Origin of the sequence: Arthrobacter sp. 35W (assembly GCF_000482545.1) — a bacterium.
Classification (GTDB): Bacteria; Actinomycetota; Actinomycetes; order Actinomycetales; family Micrococcaceae; genus Specibacter.
Map to the genome: position 1 here is coordinate 1,332,609 of NZ_KI519454.1, position 16,199 is coordinate 1,348,807.

15 protein-coding genes are annotated in these 16,199 nt (G+C 67.0%); 12 read left to right on the forward strand and 3 right to left on the reverse strand.

Annotation, left to right across the window (positions count from 1 at the left end):
- Positions 1 to 3 precede the first annotated feature (3 nt).
- The 6 genes from K254_RS0105660 to K254_RS0105685 all read left to right on the forward strand — a co-directional run bounded on the left by K254_RS0105660 (position 4) and on the right by K254_RS0105685 (position 6,597).
- The gene (locus K254_RS0105660; protein ID WP_026554541.1) at positions 4 to 1,761 is read left to right on the forward strand and encodes a dihydroxyacetone kinase family protein; all 1,758 of its coding nucleotides are present in this window, start codon (positions 4 to 6) and stop codon (positions 1,759 to 1,761) included.
- The gene (locus K254_RS0105665) at positions 1,758 to 2,228 is read left to right on the forward strand and encodes a ribose-5-phosphate isomerase (protein ID WP_026554542.1); all 471 of its coding nucleotides are present in this window, start codon (positions 1,758 to 1,760) and stop codon (positions 2,226 to 2,228) included. Before K254_RS0105660 ends, K254_RS0105665 begins: the two co-directional genes overlap by 4 nt.
- The gene (locus tag K254_RS21985) at positions 2,212 to 3,039 is read left to right on the forward strand and encodes a triose-phosphate isomerase family protein (protein WP_035749041.1); all 828 of its coding nucleotides are present in this window, start codon (positions 2,212 to 2,214) and stop codon (positions 3,037 to 3,039) included. Before K254_RS0105665 ends, K254_RS21985 begins: the two co-directional genes overlap by 17 nt.
- On the forward strand, positions 3,018 to 3,818 hold the full coding sequence (locus K254_RS0105675) for a sugar phosphate isomerase/epimerase family protein (protein ID WP_026554543.1): 801 nt from the start codon (positions 3,018 to 3,020) through the stop codon (positions 3,816 to 3,818). The genes K254_RS21985 and K254_RS0105675 overlap by 22 nt, the downstream gene beginning before the upstream one ends.
- A gap of 1 nt (position 3,819) precedes the next feature.
- Complete coding sequence (locus K254_RS0105680) at positions 3,820 to 4,680, forward strand: phosphogluconate dehydrogenase C-terminal domain-containing protein (RefSeq protein WP_026554544.1); 861 nt, start codon at positions 3,820 to 3,822, stop codon at positions 4,678 to 4,680.
- 147 nt (positions 4,681 to 4,827) lie between these two features.
- Positions 4,828 to 6,597, forward strand: a complete 1,770-nt coding sequence (locus tag K254_RS0105685) for a LamG-like jellyroll fold domain-containing protein (RefSeq protein WP_026554545.1) — start codon at positions 4,828 to 4,830, stop codon at positions 6,595 to 6,597.
- Positions 6,598 to 6,627: 30 nt separating this feature from the next.
- Here the strand turns inward: K254_RS0105685 and K254_RS0105690 are convergent, their stop codons facing one another.
- Complete coding sequence (locus K254_RS0105690) at positions 6,628 to 7,653, reverse strand: NADPH:quinone reductase (RefSeq protein ID WP_026554546.1); 1,026 nt, start codon at positions 7,651 to 7,653, stop codon at positions 6,628 to 6,630.
- A gap of 170 nt (positions 7,654 to 7,823) precedes the next feature.
- On the opposite strand from K254_RS0105690, the gene K254_RS21990 reads away from it, so the two are divergent.
- The 6 genes from K254_RS21990 (at position 7,824) to K254_RS21995 (ending at position 12,696) form a co-directional block, all read left to right on the forward strand.
- Entirely contained in the window at positions 7,824 to 8,267 is a 444-nt protein-coding gene (locus tag K254_RS21990; protein WP_051388894.1) for a tautomerase family protein, read from the forward strand.
- A gap of 120 nt (positions 8,268 to 8,387) precedes the next feature.
- The gene (locus tag K254_RS0105700; protein ID WP_026554547.1) at positions 8,388 to 9,143 is read left to right on the forward strand and encodes a carboxymuconolactone decarboxylase family protein; all 756 of its coding nucleotides are present in this window, start codon (positions 8,388 to 8,390) and stop codon (positions 9,141 to 9,143) included.
- A 120-nt stretch (positions 9,144 to 9,263) separates the two neighbouring features.
- Complete coding sequence (locus K254_RS0105705) at positions 9,264 to 10,295, forward strand: zinc-binding dehydrogenase (RefSeq protein WP_026554548.1); 1,032 nt, start codon at positions 9,264 to 9,266, stop codon at positions 10,293 to 10,295.
- Between the two features lie 20 nt (positions 10,296 to 10,315).
- Positions 10,316 to 11,191 (forward strand): aldo/keto reductase, encoded by an 876-nt coding sequence (locus tag K254_RS0105710; RefSeq protein WP_026554549.1) that lies wholly within the window; start codon positions 10,316 to 10,318, stop codon positions 11,189 to 11,191.
- A 2-nt stretch (positions 11,192 to 11,193) separates the two neighbouring features.
- Entirely contained in the window at positions 11,194 to 11,970 is a 777-nt protein-coding gene (locus K254_RS0105715) for an SDR family oxidoreductase (protein WP_026554550.1), read from the forward strand.
- 33 nt (positions 11,971 to 12,003) lie between these two features.
- Complete coding sequence (locus tag K254_RS21995; protein ID WP_155848461.1) at positions 12,004 to 12,696, forward strand: DUF998 domain-containing protein; 693 nt, start codon at positions 12,004 to 12,006, stop codon at positions 12,694 to 12,696.
- A gap of 18 nt (positions 12,697 to 12,714) precedes the next feature.
- Here the strand turns inward: K254_RS21995 and K254_RS0105725 are convergent, their stop codons facing one another.
- Positions 12,715 to 13,902 (reverse strand): VWA domain-containing protein, encoded by a 1,188-nt coding sequence (locus K254_RS0105725; RefSeq protein ID WP_026554551.1) that lies wholly within the window; start codon positions 13,900 to 13,902, stop codon positions 12,715 to 12,717.
- A complete protein-coding gene (locus K254_RS0105730) occupies positions 13,899 to 16,196 on the reverse strand; it encodes a DUF5682 family protein (protein ID WP_026554552.1) in 2,298 nt (765 codons plus the stop codon). The genes K254_RS0105725 and K254_RS0105730 overlap by 4 nt, the downstream gene beginning before the upstream one ends.
- Positions 16,197 to 16,199: the final 3 nt, after the last annotated feature.

Here is a 16,199-nt window from a genome sequence, read left to right on the forward strand (position 1 = left end):
CTCATGACCCGACTCTTCAATGAACCCACAGCCTTCGCCGACGAAATGATTGACGGCTTTGTGGCCTCCCACGGCCGCTGGGTCAAGCGCGTCGCCGGGGGAGTGGTCCGCAGCACGCGGAGCACTCCGGGCACGGCCGCGCTGGTGATCGGCGGCGGCTCCGGCCACTACCCGGCCTTCGCCGGACTCGTCGGCCAGGGGCTGGCCCACGGAGCCGCGATGGGCAATCTCTTCGCCTCGCCGTCGGCCCAGCAGGTGTACACGGTGGCCAAGGCGGCCAGCAATGGCGGGGGAGTTCTGCTTGGCTATGGCAACTACGCCGGCGATGTGCTCAACTTCAACCAGGCCCAGGACCGCCTGCACGCCGAGGGCATCGACTGCCGCAGCATTGCCGTCACCGACGATGTCTCCAGCGCCCCTGTGCAGGAACGGTCCAAGCGCCGCGGCATTGCCGGCGACTTGACCGTCTTCAAGGTGGCCGCCGCTGCCGCCGAGGCGGGCCTCTCCCTGGACGAGACGGTCATCATCGCCGAGCGCGCCAACGAGCGCACCCGCTCCTTCGGCGTCGCCTTCACCGGCTGCACCCTGCCGGGCGCCGAGAATCCGCTCTTCTCCGTCCCCGAGGGCCGCATGGCCGTGGGCATGGGCATCCATGGCGAACCAGGCATTGGGGAGTCTGGGATCCCGACGGCGGATGGACTGGCCGAGCTCTTGGTGGCCCGCCTCCTTCAGGAGGTCCCCGAGGATCTGGTCCAGGCTTCCCCCGCCGGCCGGCGCGTGGTGCCCATCCTCAACGGACTGGGCAGCGTGAAGTACGAGGAACTCTTCGTCGTCTACCGCCGGGTGGCCCAGCTGCTTGCCGACGCGGGCCTGGAAACCGTGGATCCGCAGGTTGGCGAACTAGTGACCAGCTTTGACATGGCCGGCGTTTCGCTGACCCTGTTCTGGCTCGATGATGAACTTGAAACGCTGTGGCACGCGCCCGTCGACGCGCCCGCCTTCCGCCGCGGTGCCGTCACAGCGGCTCCGCTGGACACCGTGGTGGACGACGCCGTGCCGGCCGAAGCCGTGGCAGCCATCCCGGAGGCCAGCGAGGCCTCCCGGGCCGGCGCCATCCGGGTCCTGGCCGCACTCGGTGCAGCGAAGGACGTCGTCGACGCCAACGCCGGTGAGCTGGGCCGCATCGATGCCATCGCCGGCGACGGCGACCACGGGATCGGCATGGAACGCGGCGTCCGTGCCGCCGTCGGCGCCGCAGCCGACGCCGTCGCCCGCGGGGCCGGTGCTGCCACAACCCTTCACCTGGCCGCCGATGCCTGGGCCGACAAGGCCGGCGGTACGTCCGGCGTGTTGTGGGGCCTGGCCCTGCGGGCCGTCGGTGATGCGCTCGGCAACACTGACGCCCCGAGCGCTGGCACCGTCTCGGCCGGTGTGGCCGATGCCGCCGCGGCCATCATGGAGTTCGGCAAGGCCAAGCCCGGGGACAAGACCCTCGTGGACGTCCTGGTTCCGTTCCGCGACGCCCTTGCCTCCGCTGTGGATGCCGGGCAGCCACTCACCAGCGCCTGGGGCTCTGCCGCCATCGCCGCCCAGCAGGCGGCCGACGACACCGCCGGGATGCTGCCCCTTATGGGCCGCGCCCGCCCCCACGCCGAGAAGAGCCTCGGCACCCCCGATGCCGGTGCCGTGTCCATGGCGCTGATCGTCCACGCAATCCACACCACCCTCACCGAGGGCACCAAAATCAAGGAGACAGCATGAGCGCCAAACTGCGCCTGGTCATCGGGTCCGATGACGCCGGGTTCACCTACAAGGAGGCACTGAAGGCGGATCTTCTGGCCAGCGGCCTCGTCGAATCCGTTGTTGATGTCGGTGTGGATGCCAGCGCCCACACCCCATATCCGTCGGTCGCCATCGCCGCCGCCGAGCTCATTGCCGCCGGCAAGGCCGACCGCGCCCTGCTGGTCTGCGGAACGGGGCTGGGCGTGGCTATCGCGGCCAACAAGGTTCCCGGCATCCGCGCGGTCACGGCCCACGACAGCTTCTCCGTGGAGCGCTCCGTCCTAAGCAACAATGCCCAGGTTCTGACGTTCGGCGAGCGGGTGGTCGGCCTGGAGCTGGCCCGCCGGCTCGCCCGGGAATGGCTCACCTACACCTTTGACGAGACGTCCGCCTCGGCGGACAAGGTCACACTGATTAAGGACTACGAGGGTGTCACTTCCTGCTAAGCCTGCCGCCATCGTCGGCGTCAGCCTGAAGATGTACTTCGGCCATGCGCGCACACTGGACTATTGCCGGGCGGTGGCCGCCCTCGCCGCCGCACACCCTGCCGTCCAGCGCGGCGACATCGAACTGTTCATCCTGCCCAGCTTCACCGCGCTGCCGGAATCGGCCGCGCTGCTGGCCGGCTCCGGCGCTGCAGCCGGAGCCCAGGACATCTTCTGGGAGGACGAGGGCGCCTACACCGGCGAGGTCAGCGGCACGACGATCGCCGAACTCGGTGGCCGGTATGTGGAGGTGGGCCATGCCGAGCGCCGGCGGATCTTCGGCGAGGACGATGACGTCGTCGGGCTGAAGACAGCTGCCGCCTACCGCAACGGGCTCGTCCCGGTCCTGTGTGTGGGCGAACCGCAGCAGGGATCGGCGGTCCAGGCCATCGCGCACTGTGTCAGGGAGATCGATTCGGCCTTGACCCGCGCCGCCAGCCTTGGGCTGGCCGGCCGGACCATCGTCGCCTATGAACCCCAGTGGGCCATCGGCGCCGCAGAGCCGGCAACCCCAGCCTTCATCGGCGAGGTGGTCCGCGGCATCGATGCGCACCTGCAAACCCTTCCCGGACAGGCCGCCAGCCGTGTCATCTACGGCGGCAGCGCGGGACCCGGGCTCATCGACCAGCTGGACACCGCCGTCGCCGGGCTCTTTCTGGGGCGCTTCGCCCACGATCCACAGGCCCTGACGGCCATTCTCGACGAGACCACCGAGCGCCTGGCGCTGCACTTTGGAGCGGGGGTGGCCTCATGGGCTCAACCATCGGCCTGAGCAGCTACGCCTTCTTCTGGCAGCTCTCGGAGCACGTGTCCCAGCCGCTGAGCATCCACCAGGCCCTGGAACGGTCCGCAGCTCTAGGCGTGGAGTTGTTCCAGATCTGCGACTACGCTCCGCTTGAATCGATGACTGATGCGGAACTGGCCCAGGTGCGGGCCACAGCGGATTCGCTGGGTATCGGGCTGGAACTGGGCACCAAGGGCATCGCGCCGGAGCATCTGCGCAGGTTCCTGCGGATCGCCGGGATCCTCGGTGCGCCGCTGCTGCGGACCATGTTCAACGTCCCGGGCCATGCGCCGTCGGCGGATGAGGCCGTGGAGATCTTCACCGAGGTCCTGCCGGAATTCGAGGCAGCCGGGGTCAAGATCGCCGTCGAAACCTACGAGCAGGTGCCAACCTCCCGGATTCTGGAGGTCATCCGCCGCGTGGGCGACCCATCCCTGGGCATTTGCGCCGACCCTGCCAACACGGTCGCGGCCCTGGAGCTGCCGAACCCGGTGATCGACGCCGTCGCGCCCTATGTCCTGAACATGCACATCAAAGACTTTGCGTTCAGCCGCAAGGAGGGGTGGGTCGGATTTACGTATTCCGGCGCGCCGCTCGGGGAGGGGCTTCTCGACTATGACTACATGGCCGGGATGTTCCGCCCCCACGAAAGAAACATCAACCAGATCGTCGAACACTGGCTGCCGTGGCAGGACTCGGAGGCGGAGACCATCCGCCTCGAAAACCAGTGGACCCAGCAAAGCCTCGATTTCCTAAGGAGCAAGTGAAATGTCAGCAGCAGAATTGACCGTCGCAGTCGTCGGAGCCGGTGGAAAAATGGGCATGCGCGTGTCCGCCAACCTCCAAAAGAGCGCCCACACCGTCTACTACAGTGAAAACTCGCCCGCCGGCCAGGACCGGGTCCGCGCCGAAGGCCGCGAGATCACAGCCACGGACGACGCCGTCAAGGGCGCCGACGTCGTGATCCTCGCCGTGCCCGACACCCTTCTAGGCATCATCTCCGAAGGCGTCGTTCCCCAGATGAAGCCCGGCGCCATCCTCTTGACGCTGGACCCGGCCGCCGCCTACGCGGGGCTGCTGGCCAAGCGCGATGACGTGGTCCAGGCCGTAGCCCACCCGTGCCACCCGTCTGTGTTCCTGGAGCGCACCACCAAGGAGGAATGGGCCGACACCTTTGGCGGCCAGGGCGCCCCGCAGAACGTCGTTGCCGCCATTGATGAAGATGCCTCCGAGGCCGCCCGTGCCGCGGCCGAGGCCACCATCAAGGTCATCTACGCCCCCGTGATCGACGTCCACTGGGTCACCGTGAAGCAGCTGGCCATCCTGGAGCCCACGCTCGTGGAGACTGTCGCCTGCATGATCGGCACCCTGCTGAACGAGGCCCTCCACGAGACCATCCACACCGCCGGAGTTCCGGAGGCGGCCGCCAAGGCCATGCTGTTCGGCCACGTGCAGATCGCCCTGACCAACGCCCTGCGCGGCTCCAACCCGTTCTCCGAGGCCTGCGAAATCGCCATCCAGTACGGGCGGGACACCATCATCAAGGACGACTGGAAGAAGATCTTCGACGATTCCGAGCTCGACGGCGTGATCGCCAAGATGCTCAAGCTGGAGACCATCAACCGGTAGATTCCGGCCTCCCGGCCGCTGCGCCGGGCGGATTCGGAACGGAGGAGGGAGTGCGGGAGCCCTCCCTCCTCCGCCGACTAAGGTCCTACCTCATGTGTTTACGCCGCCGTCTCCTGCCGTTCACGACGGCCTCGTAGCGTCGCAGGCATGTCAACCACACTCTCACGACGTTCCATGCTTGCCGGCGGCCTGGCCGGAGTCGGCGCCGCCGCGGCCGGGCCCTTTCTGCTTCCCACGGCGGCATCCGCCGCCGTGCCGGCGGCCCCCTCGGGCGGCTCTTCGCGCGTGTTTACGCTCGCCATCATCCCCGACACGCAGTACCTGTTCGACGGCGAGGCGCTCCACCCGGAGCCGCTCGCGGAAACCATGAAGTACCTCGCGGGCATCAAGGACCTCGCCTTCGCCGCCCACCTCGGCGACGTCACCCAGAATGGGCGCGCCACGGAAATCGAGGCCGCCAAGGGACCCTTCGGCATCCTTGCCAAGAAGAAGATTCCGTTCTCCGTGCTCGCGGGAAACCACGATCTCCCGAACTCGGGCACGGATGACCAGCGGGGGCGGACCCCATTCCTCGACACCCTGCCTCCGCTCGCCGGCCGCCAGCGCATCGCCCAGGACGCAGGTGGCTACAACTCCGCCTACAGTTTCGATGGCGCGGGGACGACGTTCCTGCTGCTGGCATTGGACTGGAGGTTGTCCGCTGCGGGCATCGCCTGGGCGCGGTCCGTGCTCGAAGCCAATGCACAGACTCCCACCATCATCACCGTCCACGACGCCCTCTCCGCCGACGGCGGGACGCCGGTCCTGAGCAGCCACGGCAAGCTTGTCTGGGACAACCTCATCAAGGACCACGAGCAGGTGTTCCTCAGCATCAACGGCCACTTCTGGCCCTCGGGCCGCCTCACCCAGACCAACGCCGCGGGCAACCCCGTAGAACTCCACCTCGCGAACTACCAGGAGCTCTACTATGGCGGAGCGGCGGCGGTGCGCCTCTACCGCTTCGACTTGGACCGCGGCGTGGTGGACGTGTCCACGGAGGTACCGTACATCAGTGGACACGGCCTCAACCAGCTCGAGCGCGAAGAACTGCAGCTCACGGCCGGAACCGACCGCTTCTCCTTTGCCCTTCCAGCGGCCTTGCGGGCTCCGACGCCCCGGGACCCCCGCCCGGCGTCGGCGATGGTCACCGCTGGGACCGAGGCGTACTGGCGCTTCGAGGGATCCGGCTCCCTGGCCGCTGGCCGCACGGTGGAGGACGCCTCCGGCCGCGGGAACACGCTCGTTGCCACCGGGCCCTCGACGGTGCCGCTGGCCTTCACCGTGGACTCCCACCCCTCCCAGCCGGCCCGGGGCTCGGTGCGCTTCACCGGGACCAAGGACACCGGAGCCTACCTGCGCACCGTTGACGCGGCGCCGCTCAACAAGGCTTCCTTCGACAAGGGATACACCTTCGAGGCGTTCTTCAAGCTGCCCGAACCGTTCACAGGCGATTCTGCCTGGAGCGCCCTCATCTCCCGCTGGGTGTCGGCCAAGACGGCCGGCCGCGCGATTGGCGACGTCGATGAACCCACCGCCACATTGTCCATCAGTGGTGGCCGCGAGCTGCAGTGGTGCGTCTACCCGACGAACCTGGACCGCTCGACGACGAATTGGGGGCACGAGCTGCGGACCACCCGCTGGTGGCACGTGGCAGTCGTCAACGACGGCCGCAACACGACGATGTACATCGACGGCTGCGCGGTGGTCCGCAATCCCTCGACCGTCAACAAGGGTCTGGCCGGAGCCGAATCCGGGGCTCCTTGGGCCGTTGGCGCCTACTCCTGGGCGGGCGAGCTGGACAAGACCTGGATCGGCACGATCGGCGACATCAGAATCGTCTCGCGTCCGCTGGATCCGCGGGAGTTCATGATCGCCTGACAGGGGGTGCTACCCGTCCCGGCTTGAATCTCAGGGTGCGGAGACGTCGACCAGGACCTTTCCGACGAAGCCGGCCTCCACGGCGTCGTGCGCCAGTGCCGTGTCCTCAAGGCGGAAGCGGGATACGGGCAGGCCGTGGTCGTCACCGACCCGCAGGACCCCCGCCTTCAGCGCCTCGCCGACGTCGGCCACGGCCGCCGCCTTCTGCTGCTCCGTCACCGTGTACGTGAGGATGAACTGGTAGTTGACGTTTTTGGCCATGCTCTCCCGGATGGGAATGGCCAGGGATTCACCGGGCGCAGCGGCATAGATGGCAATGGTTCCGCCGGGCTTAAGCACCTCGATGTCGGTGCCGATGTTGGCGGGGGCGTTGACGTCGATGACCACATCAACGCCTCCGGGGGCGGCCTGGCGTATGGCGTCCGCGACGTCGTCCACGCGGTAGTTGACCACGGCATGGGCGCCGGCGCGGCGGGCAAGTCCACCCTTCTCGTCCCCGCTCACGGTGGTGATGACTGTTGCGCCTGACCACCGGGCAAGTTGGATGGCCGCATGCCCGACGGCGCCGGCGCCCCCGGTAACCAACACGACGCGCCCTGCCAAGGATCCCGGGGAAAGCCTGGCCGGCCCGCCCGCATATGAGGCCAGCGCACGATGGGCTGTCAACGCCGGGATGCCCAGCGATGCACCGGTGTCGAAGGATTCGGTGTCCGGAAGTGCAACGACCTGCGCGGCCGGCACCACCACAAACTCCTGGGCTGTTCCCTCATTGCCGCCCCAGGCAACATCCCACAGCCACACGCGGTCCCCGACGGACAGCCCCGCCACGCCGGGTCCGAGCTCGTCCACGACGCCGGCCCCATCCTGATTGGGCACCTTGGCTGCCTCCAACATCGCTTCGGAACCGGTGCCGGCACGGGCCTTCCAATCGGTGGGATTGACGCCGGAGACCACCACCTTGACCCTGGCCTGGCCCGGACCGGGTGCCACCAGCGGTTTGTCGTGGAGGACCATCACCGACGACGGCCCTGTCTTCTCGTACACGATGGCCTTCACTGGTGCTCCTGTTCTTCGGATTTCTCCTGGGGGACGGACGGGTGCCGCCTCGATGCGTGTCCAGTCAGAATGCACTCCCCGTGCCATGTGCGGCTACCTCGATCCATGCTACGTTCCATACAACCTGTGATGCCCGTCAGGGTGCCCAACGCCTGCCATTGGAGACTCCCATGCCGACGATCGATGTCTACGCCGCGGCCGGAACCTTTCCGGACACAGCCCAGCTCGCCAGGGACCTGGCCGCCGCCGTGATGGCCGTCGAGGGAGTTCCCAACATTCCCATGTTCCGCAAGAACACCGCCGCGTTCGTGCACGAAATGCCGGGAGATGCACTGGCGAACGTCGATGGCGACAGCACGTACGTCCGCGTGCAGGTCCTCACCAACGCCGGCGCCCTGGACCGTGGAAAGCAGATCGCCGTGGTTGCCAAGCTGACGGATCTTGTTGCGGCGGCCGCCGGCGACCCGTCGTTGAGCGAACGTACTTGGGTGCTGCTGACCGAGGCCCCCGAGGGCGGATGGGGCCTGTGGGGCCACGCCCACACCAACGAGGAGCTCGTCGCCGCCGCACGTGCCCAGATCGCCAAGCTCAGCAGCGGGGCCGCGGGGGACTGAGGAAAGGGGGCTGTGCCCAACGGGGTTCCGGCAGGCCCTCCCTGAATGTCCGTGGCGGGCCTAGGCTCGAACTCCCGGGTGGAAAATCCCTGGGACATTCCACGGCAGGAGAAGACCAGCATGAGCCTTAGCGACGAAGCACGGAAAAACCGTGACGAACTGTTCCCGGCAGGTGTCGCGACACTGGCACACACCGATCCGGAATTCATCGAGTATTTCGGCAACTTCGCCTTCGGCGATGTTGTGCGCGGATCGGCATTGCGACCGACAACCCGCCTGATGGTCCAACTCGCCGCTGTGATTGCTGCGCAGGCGCTGACCGAGTTCCGTGCCATGGTTGGCGCCGCCCTCACCATCGGCGTCACGCCTGTGGAAATCAAGGAGGTCGTCTACCAGTCTGTGCCCTATGTCGGCATGGCGAAGGCGTTGGACTTTCTCCGCGTGGCCAACGACGTCCTCACGGAGCGCGGGATCGACCTTCCGCTGCCTGGCCAGTCGACGACGACGCCCGAAACGCGGGCGGCGGCGGGCCTGGCCGTCCAGAAGCTGATTGTCGGCCATGACCGGGTTGAGCGCATGTATGCCGGGGCGCCGGAGGACCAGGCGCACATCCAACAGTTCCTGTCGGGAAACTGCTTTGGCGACCACTACACCCGCACCGGAATCGACGTCCCCACCCGCGAGCTCCTGACCTTCTCGATGCTCGTATCCCTGGGCGGATGCGACCCGCAGGTCGCCGGCCACGTCGCGGCGAACCTCAACGTCGGCAACAGCCGCGGCGTGCTGGTCGACGTCCTGACACAGCTCCTCCCATACATCGGCTACCCGCGCACCCTCAACGGGCTGCGCATCGTCAATGAAGGCACCTCTGACTAGACGAAGGGCGCCCGGCACCGGAAGGGGGTGCTGCCATTACCTGCAAGGGCAGGCACTCCCACAACGGGCGCCGTGGATGTTGACTGGACTCTGGACCACCACCGAGCAAGGACCACCACTATGCGAGCAACACTGATGTACGGCGCCGGAGATGTGCGCGTTGAAACAGTCCCCAACCCCACCCTTCAGGAACCCACGGACGCGATCGTGCGGATCGTTGCCGGCTGCATCTGCGGCAGCGACCTGTGGCCCTACGCCTCCATGCCGAAATCCGACGTCGGCTCCCGCAAGGGCCACGAGTTTGTTGGCATCGTTGAAGAACTCGGCACCGAGGTGACAGGTCTGGCAGTGGGTGATTTCGTGATTGCCCCGTTCGTCGCCTCGGATGGCACCTGCGACTTCTGCCGGGAAGGGCTCCAGACCTCCTGCCGCCACGGCGCCCATTGGGGCGGTCACGACGACGGCGGCCAGGGCGAGTTCGCCCGCGTTCCCCAGGCGTCGGGAACCCTCGTCGTGGTCCCGGCCGGATTCGATGAGGAGCTGGTCCCCTCGCTGCTCAGCCTTTCCGACGTCATGTCCACGGGATACCACGCGGCCAAGAAGGCCCGCATCGCACCCGGGCAGAGTGTCACGGTGATCGGCGACGGCGCAGTGGGCCTGTGCGCGGTGCTTTCCGCCAAGCTCATGGGCGCCTCCCGCATCATCCTCATGGGCCGCCATGCGGCACGCACGGACCTCGGCCGGGAGTTCGGTGCCACGGACGTCGTCGCCGAACGCGGCGAGGCGGGCATTGCCAGGGTCAAGGAGCTCACGAACGGGGACGGGACACATGTCGTGCTGGAGGCTGTCGGCCTCAAGACCGCCATCGAGACGGCCATCGCCGTCGTCCGCGACGGCGGCGTCATCAGCCGCGTTGGCGCCCCGCAGTTTTCCGAGGTGCCGCTGGGATTCCGCGAGTTCCTGCGCAACATCACGCTCACGGGCGGAGTGGCGCCGGCCCGCGCCTACATCGAGGAACTGCTGCCGCTGGTGCTCGACCGGACCATCGAACCGGGCAAGGTCTTCGACCGCACCATCGGTCTTGACGATGTCCCCGCCGGCTACCAGGCCATGGCCGACCGCGAAGCACTCAAAGTGCTTGTCCGCCCCTAACCCAAAGGAACACCCGCACCATGAACATCACACTCAACAACGGCGTCGCCATGCCCGCCATCGGCCTCGGCGTCTTCCAGACTTCACCCAAGGACACCGTGGATGCCGTCGCTGCGGCGCTGCAGACCGGCTACCGGCACATCGATACGGCCGCCGCCTACGCCAATGAACGCGAGGTGGGGGAGGGCATCCGCCGCTCCGGCATCGACCGTTCGGACATCTTTATCGAGACCAAGGTCTGGATCAGCGACTACGGCTACGATGCGACGCTGCATGCGTTCGAGAAGAGCGCCGCCAAGCTCGGCGTCGACCAGCTGGACCTGTTCATTCTGCACCAGCCGCTCCCCACTGCGTTCGAGAAGACCATCGATGCCTACCTGGGCCTTGAGCAGCTGCTGGCTGATGGCCGCGTGCAGGCGATCGGCGTCAGCAATTTCATGCCGGAGCATCTGGCCACGCTGCGCGAGCGGACCTCCATCGTCCCGGCGGTCAACCAGATCGAGGTCCACCCCTACTTCACCCAGCCCGCGGTGAGGCAGGCCAACGCAGACCTTGGCATCCTCACGCAGGCGTGGTCGCCGATCGGCGGCATCACCTCCTACCGCGGCGACGGCGCCAGGAGCACTTTCACCGACCCGGTGATCCTCGCCATCGCCGCGCTGCACGGCAAGAGCGCCGCCCAGGTGATGCTGCGGTGGCAGCTGCAGCTCGGGCACTCCGTGATCCCCAAGTCCGTCCGTGCGGAGCGCATTGCGGAGAACTTCGACGTCTTCGACTTTGAGCTCACGCCGGAGCAGATGGGCGCCCTCGACGCCCTCGACACGGGGGTCCGCGGCGGACCGGAACCCGACTCGATCACGCTGGCCGCCTTTGGCCGCGAGATCCCGGAGGCATGACGATGGCCCACAAACCTGGCACCGTCCTCGTTGTCGGTGCAACCGGCAGCGTCGGGCGCCTCGTCGTCACCGAAGGCGTCCGGCAGGGCTACGAGACCCGGGCCCTCGTGCGTGGCTCTTCCCGTGCAGGGCGCCTCGACACGGCTGCGTCCATGGTCGTGGGGGAGCTGACTCGGGCTCAGACCCTCGCCGAGGCTGTCGCCGGCATCGACGCCGTCATCTTCACCCAGGGCTCCTCCTACGGCGACGCCGCGGCAGCGGAGGCTGTGGACTACGGAGCGGTGAAGAACGTGCTCCAGGCACTGAACGGCAGGCCCGTGCGCATAGCGCTCATGACGGCCATTGGTGTGACCCGGCGCGGCGGCACCCACGACTGGAAGCGCCGCAGTGAACGCCTCGTCCGCGCCAGCGGCAATGCCTACACGATCGTCCGCCCCGGCTGGTTCGACTACAACGACGAGAACCAGTTGGCCATCACCTTGCTGCAGGGCGACACCCGCCATGCCGGCAGCCCAGCCGACGGTGTCATCGCCCGGCACCAGATCGCCCGTGTACTGGTTGACAGCCTCGCCTCCGACGCTGCCGACCGCCTGACGTTCGAACTGGTGGCCGAGCGGGGCCCAGCCCAGGAGGATCTGGAGCCGGTCTTTGGCGCGCTGGACAAGGATCCCCGTGGTTCCGTGGACGGTGTCCGGGACCAGCCAAACATGCCCGCCGACGCCGAGCCGGCGCGCGTCCGCGCGGACCTCGACGCGCTGGGGGATACCGATCAGGCATAGGGCTCGGAGGCTGCGAAGCATTAGGCTTCGCGTGTGAGCACGAGTTCTGATCCCGGCCCGTTGGCGGCCGGCTCCCGGCGCACCCAGTTGGCAGGGGTTGCCGGCATGGCCGGGGCCGCCCTGTTTGTCGCCGTTTTTACGATTCTGGGCTGGGTGCAGCCGGGCTACTCCTGGACGTCGATGTTCGTCAGCGAATTGTCGCTCGGCCCCTTCGGCTGGATCCAGATCCTCAGCTTCCTGCTGACCGGCGCCCTGGTGCTGGTGTTCGGCAGGGGTCTTGCCGCACAGTTCAGCACCGGTGCTGCGTCCCGGGTGGGGCCGCTGCTGGTGCAGGGCATCGGCGTCAGTTTGACGGCGTCAGGTCCCTTCACCACCGACCCGTCGGCGATGTTCGAGCAAACAAGTGCGCATGGGCTGGTCCACGGCATCTTCGGTGCCATCGTGTTCACCTTCGCGCCGATCAGCTGCCTGGTGTTCTACAGGCGTTTCCGCCGCGATCCGAACTGGCGGCGCCTTGCGGGGTGGACGCTGGCCGCAGGCATTGTCCTGGCGCTGGGGATCGTCGTGCTCAAGATCAGCCAGCAGCCTGGGAGCGGACTCTTTGAGTGGAAGGGACTCGTGCAACGCGTCATCCTGGTGGCATTCATGGCGTGGATCTTCGCGTTTGCATTCCGTCTGCGCCGCCTCTCCCATGTCCGGCGGCACGGCCCGCCGGCGCAGACGTAGTCCATGGGTCCGCCGGACCTACGGTGCGTGGCTCGTCACGATGTCGTGGGAAGCCGCCCATTCTCCGACGTCCCGGCGTTCGATCGCCGCGGCCATCAGGTCTGGAAACAAATCCGGCGTACACGCGAAGGCCGGGACACCGATTCCGGCAAGGGCACCGGCATGGGTTGAGTCGAACGAGGGCTGGCCTGCGTCGCTGAGCGCCAGCAAGGCAATCATCGTGGTGCCAGCGCCCACGATCGTGGCAGCCCGTCGAAGCATCTCCTCGGCGATTCCACCCTCGTAGAGATCGCTGATCAGCACCAGAATGGTTTCGGCCGGCCGCGTGATGTGGCTCTGGCAATAGGCCAGCGCGCGGTTGATGTCGGTGCCGCCACCTAGTTGAACTCCAAACAACACATCAACAGGGTCGCTCAGCTCGTCGGTCAGATCGACAACTTCGGTGTCAAAAACCACCAGCCGGGTTGCCACCGACCGCAGCGAGCTGAGCACTGCGCCGAAGACACTTGAATACACCACAGATTCGGCCATGGAGCCGGACTGGTCGATGCACAGAATGATCTCGCGTTGAATCTCGGTGCTGCGCCGGGCGTGCCCGAGCAGCCGCTCGGGCACGACTGTGTGATGTTCCGGTTGGTAATGCTTGAGGTTGGCGGCAATCGTCCTGTTCCAGTCGATGTCCCGGTGCCGTGGGCGTCTGGTGCGGGCGGCCCGGTTCAGTGCCCCAGAGATCGATTGGACCATCGTGGACCGCAGCCGTGATTCCAGTTCGCTGGTCACCTGCCGAACGACGGCCCGGGCCGTTTCCCGCGAATGTTCGGGAATTACGCGCCCGAGGCCGATGAGCGTGCTCACGAGGCTGACATCGGGCTGGACCGTACGCAACATCTCTGGTTCGAGCAGGAGCTGGCGCAATCCGAGCCGGTCCATGGCGTCAGCCTGCATCACTTGGACAACGGAGGACGGAAAGTACCCGCGAATGTCGCCCAGCCACCGGGCCACGCGCGGGCTCGAGGCACCGAGGCCGCCTTGCCGGTTTTCGCGTTCCTCGTACAGGTCGTCCAAGGCCTGGTCGCGCCGCGCATCAAGGGCAGAGAGAGCCACCCTGTGGCCATCGGCTGTAGTAATGCCATCGGCGTCGTTTCCACCCAAAAGGAGGCGCCATCGGCCCAGCCTGCCGTGGCCATCAGGGATTGTGCCGGTCACGCAATTGCCTCCCATCCGATGTAGCGGGCCATCGTTAGAATTGCTGGCCCCGCGGCCGCCAGATCCATGTCAATCAGCTCCTCCATCTCTACGTCCTTGTCCGGCCGGCTCACTTGCTCGCCGATCTCGCGCCGCTCCGGCCTGCTGAATGACGAAAAGGTTCTGCGCAGCAGAGGCAGGACATCGTCGAAGACATCGCTGTGGACGCCATCCACCCAGTCGTCCACTATCTGCAGGATGCGTCGGTCATGGATCAACAGCATGGCGTCTCCTGAGAGTAGGCCGTCCAACCAGGCAGCAGCCTCCGGGGCTGGCGAGGCGATGGACAATCGGCGGCTGAGCCGTGCGGCAACGTCATCCCTGTCCACTAGACCGGCGTCAAGCAGCAGCCGGGTGGCCCGCCCGGCGACGGCGCCGTGCATCCTGTCGGAACCTGCGACGGCTGCCAATGCCTGGTGCCAGTCGTCCATGGGCAGACCTGGCAGCAGGGTGAGTCCATCCTGCGCGGTGTCGACCGCGCGCCGCATGGCCGCTGCTGCCTCATCGTCCAGTCCGGCGCAGGCGGTGGGCAGCCCCACACAAACCCGCACCACTGTGGCATCAAGAATCTTCCGCACTTCGGTGATGTCTACACCGCGGACATTGCCATATCGGCAGGTGCGGGCAAGTGGTGAAATGGTTTCCAACAGGGCGGGGACGTCGTGCTGCAGAGCGGTTCGCTCTGCCAGCACGGACACCACGGCGCCTACTCCATCCGGCAGGTCCGCAAGCAGGCACATGGCCAGCAATTCACTGAGCTCCGACAGGCTGCCGGCATCGCGCGCTTGTTCAGACACGCGTGTTGCCGCGGCTGAGGCGACGGTGGTGCCGTATCGGCTGGCCTCCACCACGGCGATGGCCAGATCCGGCTTCCACTGCAGAGCCCATACCTCCTTGAACGTGCCCGTGGTGCGGCCGGCGCGGTCTGGCCTGCCCCACTCGACACCGAGGAGGCCCAACCGGTGCAGCAGAACAGAACGGGCCAGGTGGTTCGGCTTGCGCAGATCAAGAACCAGGGTGTCTTCGGCAGCGCTGGTTTTGAGCCGCAGCCGGCGCTGGCTTGCAGCGAGATCGGCGGCGAGCGGGACTGTGGGCACAGTGTCCGGCACGTTGCCCATCCCATGCCCAACAGTGAGTTCGCGGTGGACAAACGCCAGCGGCAGGGGCGAGCCGTCGCAAAGCACCGTCTGAATGGCATCGTCCAATTCCGCCAGCCCGGGGCTCGGCCGTCCTCGAACCGAGGCCAGCGCTGCCGCCATCCGGCTCGCCTCCACCACGGAGGCCGTCGATGCGTCCAGATCTTCCCGACGCAGGGCATGGGCAACCCGGACGAGCCAGGTGCTGGACAGATCGTTGCCGGGGTTTTGGGCCATCCGGTGGGCAAACAGATGCTGGTACCAACCGGGAGCCGCAATGCCCGCACCGTAGCCGCTTTCCCGGCTGAGACGGTCAGAGGTCCATGGCACCCAAGTGACGGCGGCCTTGGTCTTGGGCAAGCCTGAGAGTATTTTGTTGTCGACGGAAGCAGGAGGGAAACCAGCGGGCACGAGGGCTGGGACGTGGTAGGCGCCGCAGACCACAACGATCCCTTCGTGTCCTTCACGCATGGCGGCGCGGATCAGACGCCGCATTGCGGCTTCCCGTCTGGTGTTCTCCACAACGTCGGGGTGGTTGTGTGGCCGGTCGTCCACGGCGCGGATCTCTGACATGGCCTCGCCGATGGCCGCGAACCTGTCCAAGGGACTGCCATGCCTGTGTTCGATGGCATCTTCCCACCAGCGCTCCGCATCGCTGTACCCGGCGGCCGAAGCAAGCATGCCGATTGCGTCCGGACGGTACGGGTCTTGCAGCTGGGCAGGGGGCCCGGCGTCCCCGGGTTCAGGGCCGCAGTCGTCCTCGGCTGCCGATGATGCCGCAGGCTCGGAGTCCATGCGAAGTGCGAAGGCATGGGCCGCGGGCAGGTCGATGGCCCGCACGAGGCTTCGATTCGACAGTGCCCAGCGGATGGCAACCCACTCAGGGGAGAATTCCGCCATCGGGTAGAAGGATGCGATGCGGGGCTCGTCGGTGGCGTAGATCAGCCCGGCAACGGGCGGTGCCATCTCCGGGTCGGAGACCAGTCCAATGATTTCATCGAGCTCCGGGGGTCCTTCCACCAACACCAGGTCCGGGCGAATGATTTCCAAGGCCTCCGCGATCGAGTGCGCGGAGCCGGGCCCGTGGTGGCGGATCCCGAGGACATGGACGTCGGCCATTGA

Coding starts and splice junctions, on each gene's coding strand:
- K254_RS0105705 (WP_026554548.1), top strand. CDS start 9,264: ATGCGAGCAACACTGATGTACGGCGCCGGAGATGTGCGCGTTGAAACA.
- K254_RS0105680 (WP_026554544.1), top strand. CDS start 3,820: ATGTCAGCAGCAGAATTGACCGTCGCAGTCGTCGGAGCCGGTGGAAAA.
- K254_RS0105730 (WP_026554552.1), bottom strand. CDS start 16,196: ATGGCCGACGTCCATGTCCTCGGGATCCGCCACCACGGGCCCGGCTCC.
- K254_RS0105715 (WP_026554550.1), top strand. CDS start 11,194: ATGGCCCACAAACCTGGCACCGTCCTCGTTGTCGGTGCAACCGGCAGC.
- K254_RS0105660 (WP_026554541.1), top strand. CDS start 4: ATGACCCGACTCTTCAATGAACCCACAGCCTTCGCCGACGAAATGATT.
- K254_RS0105710 (WP_026554549.1), top strand. CDS start 10,316: ATGAACATCACACTCAACAACGGCGTCGCCATGCCCGCCATCGGCCTC.
- K254_RS0105675 (WP_026554543.1), top strand. CDS start 3,018: ATGGGCTCAACCATCGGCCTGAGCAGCTACGCCTTCTTCTGGCAGCTC.
- K254_RS0105685 (WP_026554545.1), top strand. CDS start 4,828: ATGTCAACCACACTCTCACGACGTTCCATGCTTGCCGGCGGCCTGGCC.
- K254_RS0105665 (WP_026554542.1), top strand. CDS start 1,758: ATGAGCGCCAAACTGCGCCTGGTCATCGGGTCCGATGACGCCGGGTTC.
- K254_RS21990 (WP_051388894.1), top strand. CDS start 7,824: ATGCCGACGATCGATGTCTACGCCGCGGCCGGAACCTTTCCGGACACA.
- K254_RS0105700 (WP_026554547.1), top strand. CDS start 8,388: ATGAGCCTTAGCGACGAAGCACGGAAAAACCGTGACGAACTGTTCCCG.